Source organism: Azorhizobium sp. AG788 (assembly GCF_943371865.1).
Lineage (GTDB): Bacteria > Pseudomonadota > Alphaproteobacteria > Rhizobiales > Xanthobacteraceae > Azorhizobium.
This window is the reverse complement of sequence record NZ_CALRWL010000043.1, coordinates 1-19235: the sequence shown is the minus strand read 5'-3', so window position 1 is coordinate 19235 and position 19235 is coordinate 1. Positions and strand designations below refer to the sequence as shown.

Sequence of the window (19235 nt, the reverse complement as noted above, 5' to 3'; positions counted from 1 at the left end):
ATCGACCCCGCGCCCGCCGGTCAACGGGCGCCCCCACGCAAAAAATCCCGCCCCGCGCCGGGCGATGTCACAATCGCCGGGGGCTGGCTCGTCTTGGGTTTGCGTGCATGCTGCACGGAGGAGATCCCGATGACCCCGCGCGTGAAAGCCCCCTTCACCCTTGCCCCCGAGAGCATCAAGGCCATGACGGCCCTGGAGGCCAGCCTTGCCGCCAGCACCCTGGAACCCGCCTTGCGGGAACTGGTGAAGATGCGCGCCTCGCAGATCAATGCCTGCGCCTTCTGCCTGCATATGCACGCCACCAAGGCCCGCGCCGATGGGGAAAGCGAGATGCGCATCTACCTGCTCAATGCCTGGCGCGAATCCCCGCTCTATTCCCCCCGCGAACGCGCCGCCTTGGCCTGGACCGAAGCTCTGACCCTGGTGGCCACCACCGGGGCGCCCGATGCGGATTATGAGGGCATCAAAGAAGTCTTCAGCGAGACCGAGCAGGTGCAATTGACCTTGCTGATCGGCGCCATCAACAGCTGGAACCGGCTCCAGGTGGGCTTCCGGGTCGCCCATCCGGTGGATGCGGCGCGTGTCGCGGCCTGACACCGCCACGGCCATCTTCCAGACGCACCGGCCCCGGCTGGTGCGTCTGGCCTATCGCATGCTCGGCTCGCTCAGCGAGGCCGAGGATGTGGTGCAGGATGCCTGGTTGCGCTGGCGGGAGGTGGACCTCGCCGGCATCCAAGCGCCTAGCCCGTTCCTCTCCCGCATCGTCACCCGGCTGTGCCTGGACGTGATGAAGTCCGCCCGCGTGCAGCGGGAAAGCTATGTGGGCTCCTGGCTGCCGGAGCCGCTGGTGGAAACCGCGCCCGAGCCGGACCCGGACGACCTCACTTTGACCTTGATGCTGGCGCTGGAACGCCTGTCGCCACTGGAGCGCGCGGCCTTCCTGCTGCATGACGTGTTCGGCGTCGCTTTGGAAGAGGTCGCCACCACATTGGAGCGCGAACCGGCGGCGGTGCGGCAACTGGCGGTGCGGGCGCGCCAGCATGTCCAGGCGGCCCGGCCCCGTTATCCCGTGGCGCCTGAGGACGGGGACCGCATGGCGCGGGCGTTCTTTGCCGCCTCGCACAGCGGCGACACCACGGCGCTGCGGGATCTCCTGGCGGAAAACGTGGTGCTGCGGGCGGATGGCGGCGGCAAGGTGCTGGCCTTCCTCAACCCCATCCGCGGGCTGGAGCGGGTGCTGCGGCTGTTCGCGCGCCTGAGTGCCAAGAACGCCATCACCCTGGAAAACCCGGTGCAAGTGATGTGGATCGACGGCCTGCCCGGCTTTGCCAGCATCGAGCGCGGCGCCATCCTGCAGACCACGGCGCTGGAGATTGTCGATGGTCGGATCAGCGCCATCTACATTACCCGCAACCCGGACAAATTGCGCCATGTGGCGCAGACGCTGGACTGGGGCGTGGGCTCGGCCGGGGATGGCGCCATCTAGTGCCGCAAGAGCGGTCGGGCCGGGCCTCTCAGCGCCGGCCCGACCGCCCGGCGATCACGGACGGGCCGCGACGACGATGATCTCGACCAGATACTTCGGGGCCGCGAGGCGGCCTTCGCTGGTGGCGCGGGCGGGGGGATTGTCCTTGTCGACCCAGGCATCCCACACTGCGTTCATGGCTGCGAAATTGGCGATGTCCGACAGCCAGATGGTGGCGGAGAGGATGTTGGCCTTGCTGGTGCCGGCGCGCTCCAGCAGCGCATCGATGGAGGCGAGCACGTCGCGGGTCTGGGCGGCGACGTCGGCGCCGTCACCCACCTGGCCGGCCAGATAGACGGTGTTGCCGTGGATCACGGCTTCGCTCATGCGGGCGCCCTTGTCGAGGCGGACGATGGTCATGGGGGCATTCCTGAAGTTGCGGGCGTGACGCCACGGGGTGGGAGATAAGGACCGGCGCCGCAATCAGCGCCTGCCGCTGCCGCGCATATAGCATCCGCGGCGGCGCTTGGCGTGGTCCACCATTCGGACCTGTGGATGGCACTTGCCCGGCGCGCGCACCGGCCTGAGGCAGCCGTGACGGCGGCCACCCCAGCAGCTACCTTGTGTCGTGACGGTCCAAGGGGCTTTCGCTCGCCCGTCGGATCAGGTCCAGAGGCTCAGCCTCGTATAAACAGGAAACGCGCCAATGACCCCCTCGCCCGACAAGGTCGCCCTCGTCACCGGAGCCGCCCGCGGCATCGGCCTTGCCGTCGCCACGCGCTTTCTGGCCGAAGGCTGGCGGGTGGCGCTGCTGGATATCGAAGGCGAAGTCCTCGCCCAGGCTGCAGCCGCCCTTGGCCAGCCGGACAAGGTGCTGGCGATTACCTGCGACGTCTCCGAGCCTGAGGCGGTCGCCGCCGCCATGGCCGCCATCACCGATCGCTTCGGCCGGCTCGATGCGCTGGTGAACAATGCCGGCGTCGCCGTGTTCAAGGCGCTGATGGACACCACCGAGGATGAGTGGGCGCGCATTCTGGCGGTGAACCTCACCGGCCCGTTCCTGTGCACCAAGGCGGCGGTGCCGGTGATGCGCGAGCATGGCGGCGGGGCGGTGGTCAACATCACCTCCATCTCCGGCCTGCGCGCCTCAACCCTGCGCACCGCCTACGGCACCAGCAAGGCGGGCCTTGCCCACCTCACCAAGCAGATGGCGGTGGAACTGGGCGGCCTGGGCATCCGCGTGAATGCCGTGGCGCCGGGGCCGGTGGACACCGCCATGGCCAAGGCGGTGCATTCCAAGGAAATCCGCGCCGATTATCACGACGCCATCCCGCTCAACCGCTACGGCCTGGAGACGGAACTTGCGGAAGCCATCTTCTTCCTGTGCAGCGACAAGGCCAGCTACATCACCGGCCAGGTGCTGGCGGTGGACGGCGGGTTCGACGCCGCCGGCATCGGCCTGCCCACCCTGCGCGGCGAGCGCCGCAACGGCTGACCGCTCGCGCGCGGGCACCGCATCTTCGCCCGGGCGAGGCGGTGCCCCTCCGGCAGCCAGCCATCATCGCGGAGCGCATCGTCTTGCCGCTCCGTGATCGTCCCAAAGCACCGGCGATGGGACAGAATGATTAATGGTAACTCTATGCCGCAGAATTGAAATTGCCCGCAGTTTCGATTTAGACCATTGCAAATTCTGTCCCGACTGATGAATATCGCTTCATCTTTGCGCGATCCTTTGCGGATCAGGATCGCCGCAAGGTTCGAATTGTTGGTGGGGCGGCTATACAAATGAAGACGTGTAGACATCTGTTCGGCGCGCTTGCGCTTGCGTGCGGCGCACTTACCGCCGCCGGGGCCGGCAGCGCCCTGCGCGCGGCCGACGCGCCGCCTTATATGAACATCATCGTCGGCGGCGCGGTGCCGAGCGCGGCCGAGACCGCCAAGCAGGATGTTCTGGCGCTCAACACCGCCATGTTCGCGCTCTATGCCGACTCCGGCAAGATCATCGCCCAGAACATCCAGGCCCAGCACCCCATCATCCTGGCGCTGTTCTCCGGCTCCGGCGGCCGCCTGCTGCTGTACCGGCCCGGACATCCCCGCCTGGAGGCGCCTTCGGTGCCGGAGGTCTACCAGCTGCTGAAATCCATCGGCCACAGCACCATGGTGCTGTCGGTGCTGGCGGGGCCGCATGTGGACAAGCCCACTGATGCCAGCTGGATCGCCCCCATGCAGGCATTCCGGGCGGAAATGCAGGCGGCGCTCGACGGCCTGTCCAAGACCTCCATGCCGGCGGATTGGCAGCCCAACAATATCGCCATCCTCAAAGACAATATCGCCTTCATGGATGACAGCCTGGCCAAGAAGGTGATCACCTTCGACGCTCTGGCCGCCTTCGCCGCCAAGCAGGGGCCGCAGCTCAAGAAGAGCATCGCCTGGGCGGCGGAAACCCAGGTCAAGCACTGGATGGGCGTGCTGGCCGAGTGGAAGACCATGCTGGGCGCGGATTGGGACAAGACCTACGGCGCCAGCAACACCATCTATGTAGCCCGGCAGAACAATATTCTCTACAGCGTCCTGGCGCAGTTCTTCGGGGCTGACGCCATCAACACCCGGCTGATGCTGATCGAGACCGTGTCCTTCACCACCACCCCCGAGGACATGCTGGGCTCGCTGACCCGCATCATCGCCGACCGCACCGTGGGCGGCCTGTTCTTCGGCAACACGGCGGTGATGGACTATGAGCTGATGGGCGGCGATGCCCGCGCCGCCATCATAGCCGATGCCACCAAGCGCGGCATGACGCCGTTCCTGCCGCCGCTGGTGCCGTTCGGCTCCAAGCAATGGCCGACGCTGATCACGCCGGGGCCCGGTCCCGCCACCTTGTCGCAACTCCCGTGAGACCCTCGCCCGTCTGCCCGCGGGGGACAGACGGGCGCCTTGTGCATTACCATTGGCGACGCCCGCGCGGTCCCGCGTGAGGGCGGCATGCGGGGACAAGCATGGACATCAACACCATCCGCCATATCGAGCGGCCGTCGTCGGCCGCGCAGGTCACGCAGTGGCGCGACGGGCTGGCCTGGCTGAATGGCGGCACCTGGCTGTTTTCCGAGCCGCAGCCGGCGCTCGATACGCTGATCGACCTGCGGGCCTTCCACTGGCCGGCGTTCGAGATCACGCCCGAGGGCCTGACCATCGCCGCCACCGCCCGCATCGGTGAGCTGGACACGCTGGCCTATCCCAGCACCTGGACCGCCGGGCCGCTCTTGTCCGAGTGCTGCCGGGCGCTGCTGATGTCGTTCAAGATCGCCCATGAGGCCAGCATCGGCGGCAATATCTGCATGTCGCTGCCGGCGGGGGCGATGATCTCGCTGACCGTGGCGCTGGAAGCCACCTACACCTTGTGGCCGCGCGATGGCGAACCCCGCACGGTGGCGGCGACCGACTTCGTCACCGGCAACCATGCCAATGTGCTGGCGCCGGGCGAATTGCTGCGCAGCATTCACATTCCGCTCCATGCGCTGGAAAAGCGCTATGCCTTCCGCCGCTCCTCCCTCACCCATCTGGGCCGCTCGGCGGCGCTGTTGGTGGGGACGGCGGGGCCGGATGGTGATCTGCTGCTCACCATCACCGCCGCCACCTTCACCCCGGTGCAGTTGCGGTTCGCTCCGAAGCCCGATGCCACCACCGTGCGCCGCGCCATCGATGCTGCCATCCCCCAGGACGGCTATTATGACGACGTCAACGGCCTGCCCGCCTATCGGCGCCATCTGACCTATCATTTCGCAGAAGAGATCCGCGCCGAACTGGCCGGTGAGTTGGCCGGGCTGGGAGCGGGCGCATGAATTTCTCAATCGACGGCCACGCCTTCTCCGCCGAGCCGCGCGCCGGCCAGTGCCTGCGCACGTTCTTGCGCGAGCGCGGCGACTTCGGGGTCAAGAAGGGCTGTGACCAGGGCGATTGCGGCGCCTGCACCGTGTGGGTGGACGGCAAGCCGATCCATTCCTGCCTGATGCCCGCCTTCCGCGCCGCCGGCTGCGAGGTCACCACCATCCAGGGCCTCGCCACCGGCGACGATCTGCACCCGGTGCAGCAGGCGTTCCTGGATGCCCAGGCGTTCCAATGCGGCTTCTGCTCCGCCGGCATGATCATGACCGTCGCCTCCCTGGATGAGGCGCAATTGCAGGATCTGCCGCGCCATCTGAAGGGCAATCTCTGCCGCTGCACCGGCTATCGCTCCATCGGCGACGCCATCAACGGCGTGGTCAACATCTCCGATGACACCGCCGGCACCGCCTGCGGCGCCAGCCTGCCCAATCCGTTCGGCCCCGGCATCGTCACCGGCCACGCCCGCTACACCATGGATCTGGATGTGGCGAACCTCGCCCATCTGAAAGTGCTGCGCTCGCCCCACGCCCATGCCCGCATCGTCAGCATCGACCGGGCTGCCGCCATGGCCGTGCCCGGCGTGCTGGAGGTGTTCACCTGGGAGGACGTGCCGCGCAAGCTCTACAGCACCGCCACCCATGAGGATCATCTGGTCGATCCCGACGACACCTATATGCTCGACGACGTCATGCGCTTCGTCGGCCAGCGGGTGGCCGCCGTGGTGGCCGAGACCGAAGCTGCCGCCGAGGCCGGCTGTCGGGCGCTGAAGGTCATTTACGACGTCCTGCCCGCCGTGTTCGATCCCGAGCTGGCCATGGCCCCCGAGGCGCCGGTGCTGCACCACAAGGGCGGCGAGGCCCATGGCAATGTGTTCGCCGAGATCCATGGCGAAGTGGGCAGCGTGGCCGACGGCTTCGCCGCCGCCGAGGCGATCCATGAGCACACCTACACCACGTCGCGGGTGCAGCATGTGCATCTGGAGACCCTGGGCTCCATCGCCTGGACGACCGAGGACGGGCGCATCCATGTGCGCACCAGTTCGCAGGCGCCGTTCATCGCCCATGAGAAGCTCTGCTATCTGTTCGACATGGTGCCGAGCACGTTGCACGTGTTCACCGAGCGGGTGGGCGGCGGCTTCGGCGGCAAGCAGGAGGTGCTGACCGAGGATCTCTGCGTCCTCGCCATGCGGAAGCTCAACCGGCCGGTGAAGTGGGAATATACCCGCGAGGAGCAGTTCATCGGCGCCAGCACCCGCCACCAGATGACCACCCATGTGAAGATGGGCGCCAAGAAGGACGGCACCCTCACCGCCATCCAGATCCGCGTGGTCTCCAACACCGGCGCCTATGGCGGCCATTCCAGCGAGACCTTGGCGGCGGCCTTGTCGAGCCCCATGGCCATGTATCGCTGCGCCAACAAGAAAGCGGACGGGTTCGCGGTCTACACCAACATGGTGCCCGGCGGCGGCTTTCGCGGCTATGGCTCCTCGCAGACCACCTTCGCTCTTGAGTGCGCCATGGACGATCTGGCCAAGCTGCTGAAGCTGGATCCGTTCGCCATCCGCCGCCTGAACATGGTGCGGCAGGACGACTGGATCGAGGCGATCTGGAGCGGGCCGTCGGACGTGGAGTTCGGCAGCTACGGCCTCGACCAGTGCATGGACCTGGTGGAGGCGGAACTGGCCAGCGGCGAGCGCAAGCCCAAGCCCGCGGGCGACGCCTGGGTGGAGGGGACGGGCATCGCGCTCGCCATGCTGGAATCCGGCCCACCCACGGAGCATCGCTCCGCCGCGGTGATGGAATTGCGCGCCGATGGCCGCTTCCATCTGGCGGTGGGATCCACGGAAATGGGCAATGGCTCCGTCACCTCCCATCGTCAGCTTGCCGCCGGTGTGCTGGGCGGGCGGGCCAGCGACATCGACATCATCAATGCCGACACCGACAAGGCGCCGTTCGATACCGGCACCTTCGCCAGCACCGGCACGGTGGTGGCGGGACAGGCCGTGGTCCTCACCGCCACCGCCCTGCGCCAGAACATCATCGCTTATGCCGCCCGTTCCACCGGCACCGCCATGGAGGATTGGACCATCGCCGCCGGCGCGGTGGTCAGCGCCCGCACCCGCATCCCCTTGAGCGTGCTCTACGCCACCGGCACCGCGGCGGGCCATCGCTTCCAGGCCAAGCGCAAGGCCTATCTCTCGCCGCGCACCATGGCGTTCAACGTCCAGGGCATTCGCCTGGCGGTGCACACCATCACCGGCGACATCGAGATCCTGCAGAGCGTGCATGCGGCCGATATCGGCCGGCTGATCAATCCCATGCAGTGCCGGGGCCAGATCGACGGCTCCATCGGCATGGGCCTGGGCTGGGCGCTGACCGAGCACATGGATTATGATGACAGCGGCCATCTGAAGAATGCGGCCCTGCGCAATTATCGCATTCCCAGCTTCGCCGACGTGCCGCGCACCAACGTGATGTTCGCCGACACCTACGACACCATCGGCCCGCTGGGGGCCAAGGCCCAGGGCGAGTGCGCCATCAATCCGGTGGCGCCCGCCATCTCCAACGCCCTGTTCAACGCCACCGGGGTGCGGTTCGCATCCCTGCCCTTTACCCCCGACCGCATTTTCGACCGTTTGCAGGAGACCCCGTGAGCGCCCCCGCGCCGGACGGCGCCGTCACGGTGGTGACGCAGACCCAGGTGCTGCCGGGGTTCGAGGAATCGTTCGCGGTGTGGCAGGAGCAGACCAGCGCCGCCATCGCCGGCCTGCCCGGCTTTCTCGGCCAGACGGTGATGCGCCCCAGCCCGCCCGCCCAGGTGGACTGGGTGATCCTGCAACGGTTCGACAGCAGCGCGGCGGCAGTGGCGTGGCTCAACTCGCCACTGCGATTGGCCCGCGTCACCGGCGCCCAATCCATGCTGGTGGGCCGGGACGATATCCATATCGTGCCGGACGGGCAGTCCGGCGTGCTGCCGGCGCCGGTGTCGGCGGTGATCTCCACCCGCATCAAGCCCGGCCAGGAGGCGGCCTATCGCACCTGGGAGCAGCGCATCGCCTCGGCCCAGAGCAAGGCGCCGGGCTTCCAGGGCTATCGGTTCGAGGCGCCCATCCCCGGCGTACAGGAGGATTGGCTGTCCATCCTGCGGTTCGACAGCGAGGACAACCTCCAGCGCTGGCTGGCATCCCCCGAGCGCAAGACGCTCCTGGCGGAGGCCGAACCCTTCACCGAAGAGTTCCACGCCCGCATCGCCCGCGCCGGCTTCGACCAATGGTTCGCCCAGCCCGCCAAGGGCCAGCCATCGCAAGCGGCCTGGAAGCAGAACATGGTCGTTCTGATGCTGCTCTATCCGGTGGTGTTTCTGTTCGGACTGGCGGTGCAGGGGCCGCTGCTGATGGGGAAATGGGGTATCGCCTTTCCCATCGCCCTGTTCATCGGCAATGTGGTCAGCATCTGCCTGTTGAATTATCTGGTGCCCTGGACCAGCCAGCGCTTTTCCTGGTGGCTCAGCCCCGCCCGCCCCTCCGGCGCCCTGGATCTGCGCGGGACGGTGCTGATTCTGGCCATTTATGCGGTGCTGATCGCGGCGTTTACGCTCCTGCCGCACTGAGGAACCGGGGATCGCGGACCGCCCGCGACGGCCGCGCCCGCGCGCTGCGGTACCCGTGTCCGGCATCGCCTGCACTCTCGGGATTCAGGGGCGATTTTTGCCGGCCCGAGCGCGTTTGCCGGGCAAATTATGATCCTGCGCAAAGCGCCGGACCGCCGTTGCGTCAAATTCGCTCACAACGAAGGATGACGCGCGAGACTGCCATGCGTTCAGCACCGCCAGGACCTGTTCGCGGCCTCCCCTCCCCGGGCCACCCAGGCTTTTTCCGCGACCCGAATTGATCCGACAGGGTCCCATCCGGCAGCACCGCCGGTGGGGCGCCGCGCACGCTCAACGTATTGCTCGGAGTTCCCATGCGTATTGCTGATTTCCCCATTCGGACCAAGCTCGTCGGGTTTGCCGGCGCCCTGTTCGGTGTTGGCCTCATGGTGGTGGGCGCCATCGGCCTCTACACCATGACCACCGCGGTGCAGAATGACGCGGAACGGCGCGGCGAAGCGCTGGCCAAGGATTCCGCCCGCTCCCTGGGCAGCGATGTGGACCAGGCGGCACTCACCGCCCGCACCGCCGCCACCGCCATCGCCGGCTTCATCGCCGACGGCCGCGTGGATCGCGACCAGCTGGCGGCGGTGATGCGGGCCCTGGTGGAGGAAACCCCCGGCCTCCTCGGCATGAGCCTCGCCTTCGAGCCCGACGCGCTGGATGCCCGCGACCGGGACTTCATCGGGCATGCGTTGTCCGACAGCGCCGGTCGGCTCCGGGCGCGGGTGCTGCGCAAGGCGGACGGCGGCATCGGAATCGAAAAGCTCGATCTCGCCCAGCAGCCCGGCGCCGCCCTCTGGTACAACAAGCCGCTGCGTGACAACCGCTCCACCATTACCCCGCCTTATGCCGCCCAGATCGAGGGCCGCAGCGTGCCGCTGGTGACCGTGGCCGTGGTGGTCCGCCGCAAGGGCACCCCGGTCGGGGTGGTCACCGCGGATCTGGCCTTGGACAAGTTGGGCGCTCTGGTGGGCGCGCTGAAGCCGTTCGGCACCGGCCAGGCGGCGCTGGTGAGCGCCAATGGCCTGTGGCTCGCCAGCCCCGAGGCCGGTCGCGCCGGCCAGCCGGTCACCGATGCCACCACCAAGTCCCTGGTGAGCGAAGCCGCCGCCGGCAAGCCGGTCCAGCGGGTGATCTATACGGACGACGGCACCACCAGCTGCGCCGTGTGCGTCAGCGCCATGCGCCTGATCGGCACCCTGATGGGCTCCTATGACAGCGCCACCGCTTATGCCTTTGCCAGCGAAGTGCGCATCTCCGGTGTGGACGAGCGCTGGACCCTCATCCTTACCGTGCCGAAGGCCGATGCGCTGCAGACCGTCACCGACGCCCGCAACATGATGGCCGGCATCGCCGCCATCGTCATGGTGCTGGTGCTGGTGCTGGTGTGGGTGGGCGCCCGGCTGCTGACCCAGCCCATCAGCGACATCACCGACAAGATGCGCGCCTTGGCCGGGGACGACACCTCCATCGAACTGGACGGCCTCGACCGCCAGGACGAGATCGGCGCCATGGCCCGGGCGGTGGACGTGTTCCGCGCCAATGCCATCGAGCGCCACGCCTTGGAGGCGAGCCAGCGGGAGACCCAGGCCGCCCAGCAGGCCCGCCAGGCCTCCATCGACCTGCTGATCTCCCGGTTCCGGGATGCGGCGGCGGCGATGATCGGCGAGGCCAGCAGCGCCTCCACCGATCTGGAGGCGGTGTCCTCGGAACTGTCCCATTCCGCCAACGAGAGCAAGACCCGGGCCTATTCCGCCAGCGAAGCCTCCGCGCGCACCTCCGCCGACATGCAGTCGGTGGCGGCGGCAGCCGAGCAGATGGCCAGTTCCATCGGCGAAATCTCCCGCCAGGTGGCCAATACCTCGGAGATGATCGGCCATGCGGCCGCGGATGCCCGCTCCACCAATGACAAGATCGCCAGCCTCGCCGCCGCCGCCAACCGCATCGGCGACGTGGTGAGCCTGATCGAGGCCATCGCCGGCCAGACCAATCTGCTGGCGCTCAATGCCACCATCGAGGCCGCCCGTGCCGGCGACGCCGGTCGCGGCTTCGCGGTGGTGGCGTCCGAGGTGAAGCAACTGGCGGCGCAGACCTCCCAGGCGACCAATGAGATCGTCTCCCAGGTCAGCGCCATCCAGACCGAGACCCAGCACGCGGTGCTGGCGATCCGCACCATCTCGCAGACCATCGAGAATGTGGACAGCTTCGCCAGTTCCATTGCCGCGGCGGTGGAGCAGCAGAGCGCCACCACCAACCAGATCGGCTCCAATATCGACAGCGCCGCCAGCGGCACCGGCGCCGTGGCCGCGGATATCCAGCAGTTGAACTCCGCGGTGCTCGGCACCGATGCCTCGGCCTCGCGGGTGCTGAATGCCTCCCAGTCGGTCCGCACGGTGACCAACCGGCTGGAGAAGGAGATCGAAGGCTTCCTGCGCTCTGTCGCCGCCGCCTGAGATCCACCGGCGCCGCCCGCACAGCGCCACGCAAACAGAAGGCCCCGGTTCGTGATGAACCGGGGCCTTTTGCTGTCATCGTCTTGCGGCGTCGTCTTGCGGCATCGACTCGCGGCATCGACTCGCGGTCAAGGTCCGGCGCCGCAGCGGCCGTCCGGCCGGATGCTGCGCGCCCTCACGCGGCGCGGATGGCCTCGAAGAAGCGCTCCACCTTCTGCCGCAGCGTGCCGGCCTCGTGGGACAGGCGGGAGGCCGCATCCAGCACCCGGGTGGCATTGGCGCCGGTGGCGGAGGCGCCGGCGGTGACATCGCCCACATTGGCCGAGACCTGATGGGTGCCGGAGGCCGCCTGATGCACGCTCTGGGCGATCTCCTTGGTGGCGTCCCCCTGCTGGGTCACCGCCACCGAGATTTCCGAGGAGATGGCGTTGATCTCGTCGATCACGTCGCCAATGCCCTGGATGGCGGTGACCGCCTCGCCGCACACGCTCTGGATCGCGGCGATCTGGCCGGTGATGTCCTGGGTGGCCTGGGCGGTCTGGTTGGCCAGGGTCTTCACTTCCGCCGCCACCACCGCGAAGCCCTTGCCGGATTCGCCCGCCCGCGCCGCCTCGATGGTGGCATTCAGCGCCAGCAGATTGGTCTGATTGGCGATGGCATTGATGAGGCCGACGATCTGGCTGATGCGCTCGCTGGCGGTGAGCAGGCTGCGCACCGTGCCGTCGGTCTGCTGCGCGGCAACGGCGGCCCGCTCCGCCACCTGGCGGGAGGTGTTCACCCGCTGGGAAATCTCGGCGATGGAGGCCGCCAGCTCTTCCGAGGCCGCAGCCACGTTGCGCACATTGGACGAGGCCTGCTCGGCCGCCGTGGCGGCGCCCTGCGCATTGGCGGCGCTGGCTTCCGCGGTGGCGCTCAGGGACCGCGCCGTTTCCTCCAGCGACCCGGACGAGGTGGTCACCGTATCGAGCACCCCGGCCATTTCGCCGGTGAAGCCGTTGATCAGGCTCTCCACCGCCTCGGCGCGGCGACGGCGCTCCTCGCTCTCCAGATGCTGCGCCGCCTCCAGCTGCGCGCGCTCCACCGCATGCAGCTTGAACACTTCCATGGCCGCGGCCATGGCGCCAATCTCATCGCGCCGTTCCACGTCGGGAATGGTCACGTCCAGCTTGCCGGTGGCCAGAGCGTTCATGGCCGCCGTCATGCGCCCCAGCGGCCGCGACACCGCCCGGTGCAGCAATTGCGCCAGCAGCAGCACGGTCACCAGCGCGATCAGCAGGATGGCGATCCCCGCCGTGACGCGGAACGCCTGCAGCGGGGCGAACGCCTTGTCGGTATCGATGGCGAGGCCCAGATACCATTTCACCGACGGCAGCCCGGCCAGCGGCACGAAGGTCACCATCATCGCCCGGTCGCCGGCGGTGGCGTCGGCGACGGCGCTGGTGACCGCCGGCGCGGTGGCGCCGAAGATGTCGCTGAGCTTCTTGTTCACCAGCGCCGCGTTGGGATGCACCAGGATGGTGCCGTCCGCATTGACCAGGAACGCCTGGCCCAGGCCGCCGAAGGTGATGCCCGAGATCATCTGCACCAGGCTGGCAAGGGTGAAGTCCCCGCCCACCACGCCGGCCAGTTTGCCCTCCGCGACCACCGGGACGGCGGCGGTGATGACCAATCCGCCGGTGCTGGCGTCGATGTAAGGCGCGGTGAGGACCGGCCCCTGCGCCCGCTCGGCCGCCTGATACCACGGGCGCTTGCGCGGATCGTAGCCGGCCGGCATGGGCTTGGACGGGGCATTGGCATGCACCCCGTCCGCATTGCCGAAATAGGTGGATTGGAACTGCCGCATCAGCACCGCATTGTCGAGCACGCGGCGGGCGCCGGTGGTGTCGCGGGAGATGGCGTCGGCCACCTCCTCGGTGAGCAGCACCCGCCCGGCGAACCAGTTGCTGATGCTACCGGAGGCCAGATCGCCGGCGGTCTGCAAGTTGCGGGTAATGTCGGCGGTGACCATGTCGCGCTGGCGCAGGTCGATCAGCGCTGAGAAGCCGACAAACGAGGCGATGACCGCGCATGCGGTAACGGCGATGATCCGGCGCATCAATTTCCGGCGCGGCGGCGGGCTCGTGACTGGCATCAGGGTCTCCATGGCGACATCCAGGATTGTCCGCGACGTGATCACACCGTGAAACCGCAGCAGATCAGTCGCCGGCAAACAAATTTCTATTTCGGCAATACATGCACAATTTTACAGTCCCAGCACATCGCCACCGAACGCATTGCTTGGCAACAGGATTCCACTCCATTTTGCTTGTCATATCTGCATTACTATTTTCTTTTATAATCTTTTTCTGACGAGACTCTGCTCTCTGAAGGCGTGACCAAGATACCGCCGAAAGAACTCTTTAGCGGTCTTGGGCATGCGCAGCGCGGCGGGGGCGCATAAGAGCGGCACCACCGGCCTCCGCGGCCCCGATTCTGTCTTGGCTCTGGCACCGGCCTTCCGCCAGATCTATGCTGACATCGCCGTTGGTGGCACGCCGCAGCGTCCGCGCCCCCGCACCGGATGGCACGCGGCCGGATAGCAGAGCTTCCCGCAGCGCTCTTGTTTTCAATTTGCACGCAAGCTGTATACGATGACGCCATCCAACGCCCATCTGCGAGCTCCAGACCGGCCCATGCGCACTTTCGACACCATCATCACCGGCGGCACCGTCGTCACCGCCGCCGACCGCATCACTTGCGACGTGGGCATCAAGGATGGCCGCATCGTCGCGCTCGGCACCGGCTTTACCGACGCCGACGAGATCATCGACGCCACCGGCAAGCTGGTGCTGCCGGGCGGCATCGATGCCCATGTGCATATCGCCCAGCCGTCCGGCGAGGGCATCGTGATGGCGGACGATTTCGAGAGCGGCACCCGCTCGGCGGCGCTGGGCGGTACCACCACGGTGATGCCGTTCTGCCTCCAGGAAAAGGGCCAGAGCCTGCGGGCGGCGCTCACCGCCTACCACGCCAAGGCGGCGGGCGAATGCCATGTGGACGTGAGCTTCCACCTCATCATCTCCGACCCCACCGACCAGGTGCTGGGCCAGGAACTCCCCGCTTTGGTGGAAGACGGCTACACCTCGTTCAAGATCTTCATGACCTATGAGGGGCTGGCGCTGAACGACCGCGAGATCCTCGACGTCATGTCGGTGGCCCGCGAGACCGGCGCGCTGGTAATGGTGCATGCGGAGAATTACGACGCCATCCGCTTCATGACCGAGCAGTTGGAGAAGGCCGGCCGCACCGCGCCGCGCTTCCACGCCACCTCGCGACCCATCGCCGTGGAGCGCGAAGCCACCCACCGCGCCATCTCGCTGGCGGAACTGGTGGATGTGCCGGTGATGATCGTCCATGTCTCCAACCGGGAGGCCATGGAGCAGATCCGCTGGGCGCAACAGAAGGGCCTCACCGTGCTGGGCGAGACCTGCACCCAATATCTGGTGCTGACCGAGAACGATCTCGACGGCCTCGGCATGGAGGGCGCCAAATATGTCTGCTCGCCCCCGCCGCGCGATGTCGCCAGCCAGGAAGCGTGCTGGGAGGGCCTGCGCACCGGCGTGTTCACGGTGTTCTCGTCCGATCACTGCCCGTTCCGCTATGATGACGAGCAGGGCAAGCTGACGCCCAAGGGCCGCTCGTCGTTCCGCTGGGTGCCCAACGGCATTCCCGGCGTCGCCGCCCGGCTGCCGATCCTGTTCTCCGAGGGGGTGATGAAGGGGCGCATCGATCTGGAGCGCTTCGTGGCCGTCACCGCCACCAACCCGGCCAAGACCTACGGCCTCTATCCCCGCAAGGGCACCATCGCCATCGGCTCCGACGCCGACGTGACCATCTGGGATCCCACCTGCACCAAGACCCTCACCTACACCCTGCTGGGCGATGGCGCCGACTATACCCCGTATGAGGGCATGGAGATCACCGGCTGGCCGGTGCTGACCATGGTGCGCGGCCGCACCGTGGTGCGCGATGGCTGGGTGGTGGGCGCCAAGGGCCATGGCGAGCATCTGGCCCGCGCCAAGTCGCCCTTCGCCAAGGCCCCCGGCCCGGTCAGCTTCGCATGAGCGAGGCCGATTCCCCGGAGGGCCTCGTTCCAGACACCGGCCGCATCGGCGGCTTGAATCTCTCGAACCTGGCCTACAATTCCGTCTCGGAGATGATCCGCCGCCGCCGTTTGCGCGGCGGCGAGGTCATCGTCGAGGCGCGTCTGGCCGAGACCCTGGGCATCTCGCGCACCCCGTTGCGCGAGGCGCTCCAGCGCCTGGAAGGCGAAGGGCTGGTGGTCAAGGGCACCGCGCGCTCCTATGTGGTGCGCCACGTGGACCTGGGCGAATATCTGCAAAGCCTCAAGGTCCGCGAGATATTGGAGCCCGAGGCCGCAGCCCTGGCCGCCGGCCATATTCCCCGCGGCGAACTGGCCAGCGTGCGGGCGGAGATCAACGAGCAGCGCAATGCGGTGCCCTATCACACCGACGCCCATTGGCGCTCCGACGACAATCTGCACGAACTGTTCGCCCGCCACTGCGGCAATGAGGTGCTCACCGGCATGATCCGCAGTCTGCGGGTGACCACCCGCCTGTTCGAGATCGCTCGCCTCGCCGACCGGCTGGAAGCGGATTCCACCGAGCATCTGGCCATCGTGGAAGCTTTGGAGCAGGACGACGCGAAGGCGGCGCGGCGCGCGGTGCAGAACCATATCCGCAGCCTGGGCAAATGCGCTTTGGATACGGTGCGCTGACCGTTTGCCTCAGGCCCGGCGCGCGAACCGCACCACGCCGATGCCGCTGAGCGCCACGATCACCGCGCCCACGGCGGCACTGGGCGTGGGCACCTCGTGGAACACCAGATAGCCCACCAGCATGGCCCAGACGATCTGGGTATAGAGCAGCGGGGAGACCACGGCGGTGGGCGCGCGGCGGAAGGCGGCGGCCATCAGCAACTGGCCGCCCGTGCCCACCAGACTGCCGGCCCCCAGGATCAGCCAGGACGACAGCGGCATGGGCGCATATCCCAGCAGGCCCAGAACGCTGAGGATCAGCGCCCACAGCCCCGCCCAGAACACCAGGGCGATGGCGCCTTCCGTGCGGCCGCCGAAGCGGGTCAGCACATAGAAGGTGGCGTTGGCGCTGGCCATGGCGAGGGGAAACAGCAGCGCCAGCGACAAGGCGCCGGCCGGATCGAGGGCGATCAGCACCCCGCCGAACCCCGCCACCAGACACACCCATTGCAACGGGCGGGGATGTTCGCCGAGGGCGAAGAATGCCAGCAGGGTGGCGAGCAGCGGGGCGGAGAAGGTCAGCGCATAGGTCTGCGCCATGGGCAGATGGTGCAGCGACAGGGTCATGAACACCGTGGTCGCCACCAGGCAGATGCCGCGCGCCAGATGCAGCCCGAGCCTCTTGGTCCGCAGGGCCTGCGGCGCGAACGCCCGCGCCACGCCGGCCAGCACCATCACCTGAACCAGGTTGCGCCCGAACACCAGTGGCCCGATGGGATGCAGCGCGGCCAGATACTTCAAGGTGGTGTCCATGGCCGTGAAGCACAGCATGGCCCCCAGCATCAGCGCCACCGCCACAACGGAGGCCGCGACCGGTGCGGTCTCCGCCGACGGGGCCTCAGCCACGGTCAATGCCGCAGGATCTTGGAGACGAAATCCCGGGTGCGTTGGTGCTGCGGGGCATCGAAAATCTGCGCCGGCGGTCCCGTTTCAACAATCTTGCCCCCGGCCATGAACACCACCCGCGAGGCCACCTCGCGGATGAACGCCATCTCATGGGAGACGATGAGCATGGTCATCCCCTCCTTGGCAAGCAGGCCGATGGTGTCCAGCACCTCGGACACCAGTTCGGGATCGAGCGCGGCGGTGACTTCGTCCAGCAGGAGGATTTCCGGATGCAGTGCCAAAGCGCGCACGATGGCGACGCGCTGCTGCTGGCCGCCGGAGAGTTCGTCGGGATAGCGCGACAGCTTGTCGCCCAGGCCCACCTTGGCCAGCAAGGCGCGCGCCTCCTCCTCCACCTCGCGGCGGGGCCGCTTCTTGATCTTCACCGGCGCGATGCAGACGTTTTCCAGCACGGTCATGTTCTGGAACAGATTGTATTGCTGGAACACGATGGCGATGCGATCGCGCAGCCGGCGCACCTGCGCGGCCTCGGCATAAGTCACCGCTTCCCCGTCCAGCTTCACCGTGCCGCCCACGGGGGCCAGCAGGCCCATGAGCACGCGCAGGATGGTGCTCTTGCCGGAGCCGGAGGGGCCGATCAGGCCGATCACATCGGCCCGCCCCACGGTGAGATCGATGCCGGAGAGCACGGTGTGCTCCCCATAGCGGGCCTCAAGGCCGGCGATGTCGAGATGATGCAAGACGAACCTCCAGCAGCGCGCCGAGCCGCGCCAGGGGATAGGAGATGAGGAAATAGACCACCAGGATGGCGCCGAAGCTCAGCGCCGCCGAGAAGCCCTTGTTGTTGAGCACCTTGCCCACATAGGTCAGCTCGATGACCCCGATCTGCGAGGCCAGCGCCGTATCCTTGATGAACATGACGAAATAGCCGAAGGCCGGCGGCAGCACGAGCCGCCACGCCTGCGGCAGCACCACGAAGCGGATGGTCTCCAGCAGCGAGAAGTTCATCGCCGCCGCCGCTTCCCACTGGTTCTGATGCACCGATTTGAGGCCGCCGCGGATGATCTCGCTCAGGAACGCCCCGGCGATCACCGTCACCGATACCGCCGCCATGACGAACAAAGGAATGTCATAACCGGTGGACTGGAAGGCGAAGAAGCACAGCATCAAGGTGACCAAAAACGGCACCCGGCGGAACACTTCGGTGAAGCCGATGGCCACCACCCGCACCGGCAGCAGCCAGCGGCTGGTGGTGATGCGCGTCACCGCCAGCACGAGGCCGATGATCGAGCCCAGCACGCAGCCCAGCGCGGAGAGCGCCACCGTGGTCCCCGCCGCCTTGGCGATGAAGATGAAATTGTAATAGGTGGCGAAGCGCGGCCACTCTTCGACGATCTGGCTCCACATCACACCAGCTCCGTGCGCACGCGGAAGGCATAGCGGCCGATGAGCGCCAGCAGCACCGAGGCGGCCAGCGTCAGCACCACATAGATGCCGGCGGTCACCGAGAAGATCTCGATGGAGCGGAAGGTCTGGGCATTGATGTTGAAGGTCTCGCCGGTGAGTTCCTCCACCCCGAACACGGCGGCCATGGAGGTGCCCAGCGTGACGATGATGAAGTGGTTGGACAGAGGCGGAAACAGCACCTTGGCCACATGGGGCAGGATCACGTAGCGGATCTGCTGCAGGCGGGAGAAGCCCAGCACCTGCGCCGCCTCCATCTCCGAGGCGCGGCGGCTCTCAAAGCCCGCGCGCTGGATCTCGGTGAGATAGGCACCCGCATTCAGCGTCATGCCGATCACCACGGCGGCGAAGGACGACAGCAGGATGCCCATGTCCGGCAAGGCGAAATAGAGGAAATAGATCTGCACCAATTGCGGGGTGTTGGTGAAGAACACCACATAGACGCCGACCAGGCGCGCCAGCCAGCGCGGGCCGAACGACTTGATGGCCGCGCAGGTGGTGCCGATCAGCAGCCCGCCGGAAAAGGCCAGGATGGCGATCTGCAACGACACCAGGGCGCCCTGGAGCAGGCGCGGAAGGAAGGGCCAGATCTGGCCGAACTGCATGGTGTAGGACATGACGCCAGACTGTGAGCGAAGATGCGAATGGGTGAGGCGCG

General features: G+C 67.4%; 16 protein-coding genes. 10 read left to right on the top strand and 6 right to left on the bottom strand.

The features are described from left to right. Positions 1-129 precede the first annotated feature (129 nt). Together AAG816_RS20590 and AAG816_RS20585 are read left to right on the top strand one after the other, a co-directional pair. Positions 130-594, top strand: a complete 465-nt coding sequence (locus AAG816_RS20590) for a carboxymuconolactone decarboxylase family protein (RefSeq protein ID WP_341991558.1) — start codon at positions 130-132, stop codon at positions 592-594. Continuing rightward, the gene (locus AAG816_RS20585) at positions 572-1486 is read left to right on the top strand and encodes a sigma-70 family RNA polymerase sigma factor (protein WP_341991557.1); all 915 of its coding nucleotides are present in this window, start codon (positions 572-574) and stop codon (positions 1484-1486) included. The genes AAG816_RS20590 and AAG816_RS20585 overlap by 23 nt, the downstream gene beginning before the upstream one ends. A gap of 54 nt (positions 1487-1540) precedes the next feature. Here AAG816_RS20585 and AAG816_RS20580 read toward each other — a convergent pair whose 3' ends face one another. Then, positions 1541-1885 carry a RidA family protein gene (locus tag AAG816_RS20580; RefSeq protein WP_341991556.1) on the bottom strand — a complete coding sequence of 115 codons (345 nt, stop codon included), beginning with the start codon at positions 1883-1885 and terminating at the stop codon, positions 1541-1543. A gap of 286 nt (positions 1886-2171) precedes the next feature. On the opposite strand from AAG816_RS20580, the gene AAG816_RS20575 reads away from it, so the two are divergent. The 6 genes from AAG816_RS20575 to AAG816_RS20550 all read left to right on the top strand — a co-directional run bounded on the left by AAG816_RS20575 (position 2172) and on the right by AAG816_RS20550 (position 11451). After that, positions 2172-2960, top strand: coding sequence for an SDR family oxidoreductase (locus AAG816_RS20575; protein ID WP_341991555.1), 789 nt, complete (start codon positions 2172-2174; stop codon positions 2958-2960). 290 nt (positions 2961-3250) lie between these two features. After that, positions 3251-4360 (top strand): hypothetical protein, encoded by a 1110-nt coding sequence (locus tag AAG816_RS20570; protein ID WP_341991554.1) that lies wholly within the window; start codon positions 3251-3253, stop codon positions 4358-4360. Between the two features lie 101 nt (positions 4361-4461). After that, complete coding sequence (locus AAG816_RS20565) at positions 4462-5304, top strand: FAD binding domain-containing protein (RefSeq protein WP_341991553.1); 843 nt, start codon at positions 4462-4464, stop codon at positions 5302-5304. Continuing rightward, positions 5301-8000, top strand: coding sequence for a molybdopterin-dependent oxidoreductase (locus AAG816_RS20560; protein WP_341991552.1), 2700 nt, complete (start codon positions 5301-5303; stop codon positions 7998-8000). Before AAG816_RS20565 ends, AAG816_RS20560 begins: the two co-directional genes overlap by 4 nt. Continuing rightward, the gene (locus AAG816_RS20555) at positions 7997-8956 is read left to right on the top strand and encodes an antibiotic biosynthesis monooxygenase (RefSeq protein WP_341991551.1); all 960 of its coding nucleotides are present in this window, start codon (positions 7997-7999) and stop codon (positions 8954-8956) included. Before AAG816_RS20560 ends, AAG816_RS20555 begins: the two co-directional genes overlap by 4 nt. Positions 8957-9309: 353 nt before the next feature. Beyond that, the gene (locus AAG816_RS20550; RefSeq protein ID WP_341991550.1) at positions 9310-11451 is read left to right on the top strand and encodes a methyl-accepting chemotaxis protein; all 2142 of its coding nucleotides are present in this window, start codon (positions 9310-9312) and stop codon (positions 11449-11451) included. Between the two features lie 175 nt (positions 11452-11626). On the opposite strand, the gene AAG816_RS20545 is transcribed toward AAG816_RS20550, so the two are convergent. Further along, positions 11627-13582: a methyl-accepting chemotaxis protein gene (locus AAG816_RS20545; RefSeq protein WP_341991549.1), complete on the bottom strand. Its 1956-nt coding sequence runs from the start codon at positions 13580-13582 to the stop codon at positions 11627-11629. Between the two features lie 541 nt (positions 13583-14123). Between AAG816_RS20545 and hydA the strand changes: the two genes are divergently transcribed. Together hydA and AAG816_RS20535 are read left to right on the top strand one after the other, a co-directional pair. After that, on the top strand, positions 14124-15554 hold the full coding sequence (gene hydA, locus AAG816_RS20540) for a dihydropyrimidinase (RefSeq protein ID WP_341991548.1): 1431 nt from the start codon (positions 14124-14126) through the stop codon (positions 15552-15554). Further along, positions 15551-16228 (top strand): GntR family transcriptional regulator, encoded by a 678-nt coding sequence (locus tag AAG816_RS20535; RefSeq protein ID WP_341991547.1) that lies wholly within the window; start codon positions 15551-15553, stop codon positions 16226-16228. The genes hydA and AAG816_RS20535 overlap by 4 nt, the downstream gene beginning before the upstream one ends. 9 nt (positions 16229-16237) lie before the next feature. Here the strand turns inward: AAG816_RS20535 and AAG816_RS20530 are convergent, their stop codons facing one another. From AAG816_RS20530 to AAG816_RS20515, 4 genes are all read right to left on the bottom strand, one after another. Continuing rightward, a complete protein-coding gene (locus tag AAG816_RS20530) occupies positions 16238-17113 on the bottom strand; it encodes a DMT family transporter (RefSeq protein ID WP_341991546.1) in 876 nt (291 codons plus the stop codon). A 2-nt stretch (positions 17114-17115) separates the two neighbouring features. Next, a complete protein-coding gene (locus AAG816_RS20525; RefSeq protein ID WP_341991545.1) occupies positions 17116-17853 on the bottom strand; it encodes an amino acid ABC transporter ATP-binding protein in 738 nt (245 codons plus the stop codon). After that, positions 17825-18520 carry an amino acid ABC transporter permease gene (locus AAG816_RS20520; RefSeq protein ID WP_341991544.1) on the bottom strand — a complete coding sequence of 232 codons (696 nt, stop codon included), beginning with the start codon at positions 18518-18520 and terminating at the stop codon, positions 17825-17827. Before AAG816_RS20520 ends, AAG816_RS20525 begins: the two co-directional genes overlap by 29 nt. Next, positions 18520-19235 (bottom strand): amino acid ABC transporter permease (locus AAG816_RS20515; protein ID WP_341991543.1); only part of this gene is annotated, 716 nt, incomplete at its 5' end. The genes AAG816_RS20515 and AAG816_RS20520, both read right to left, overlap by 1 nt.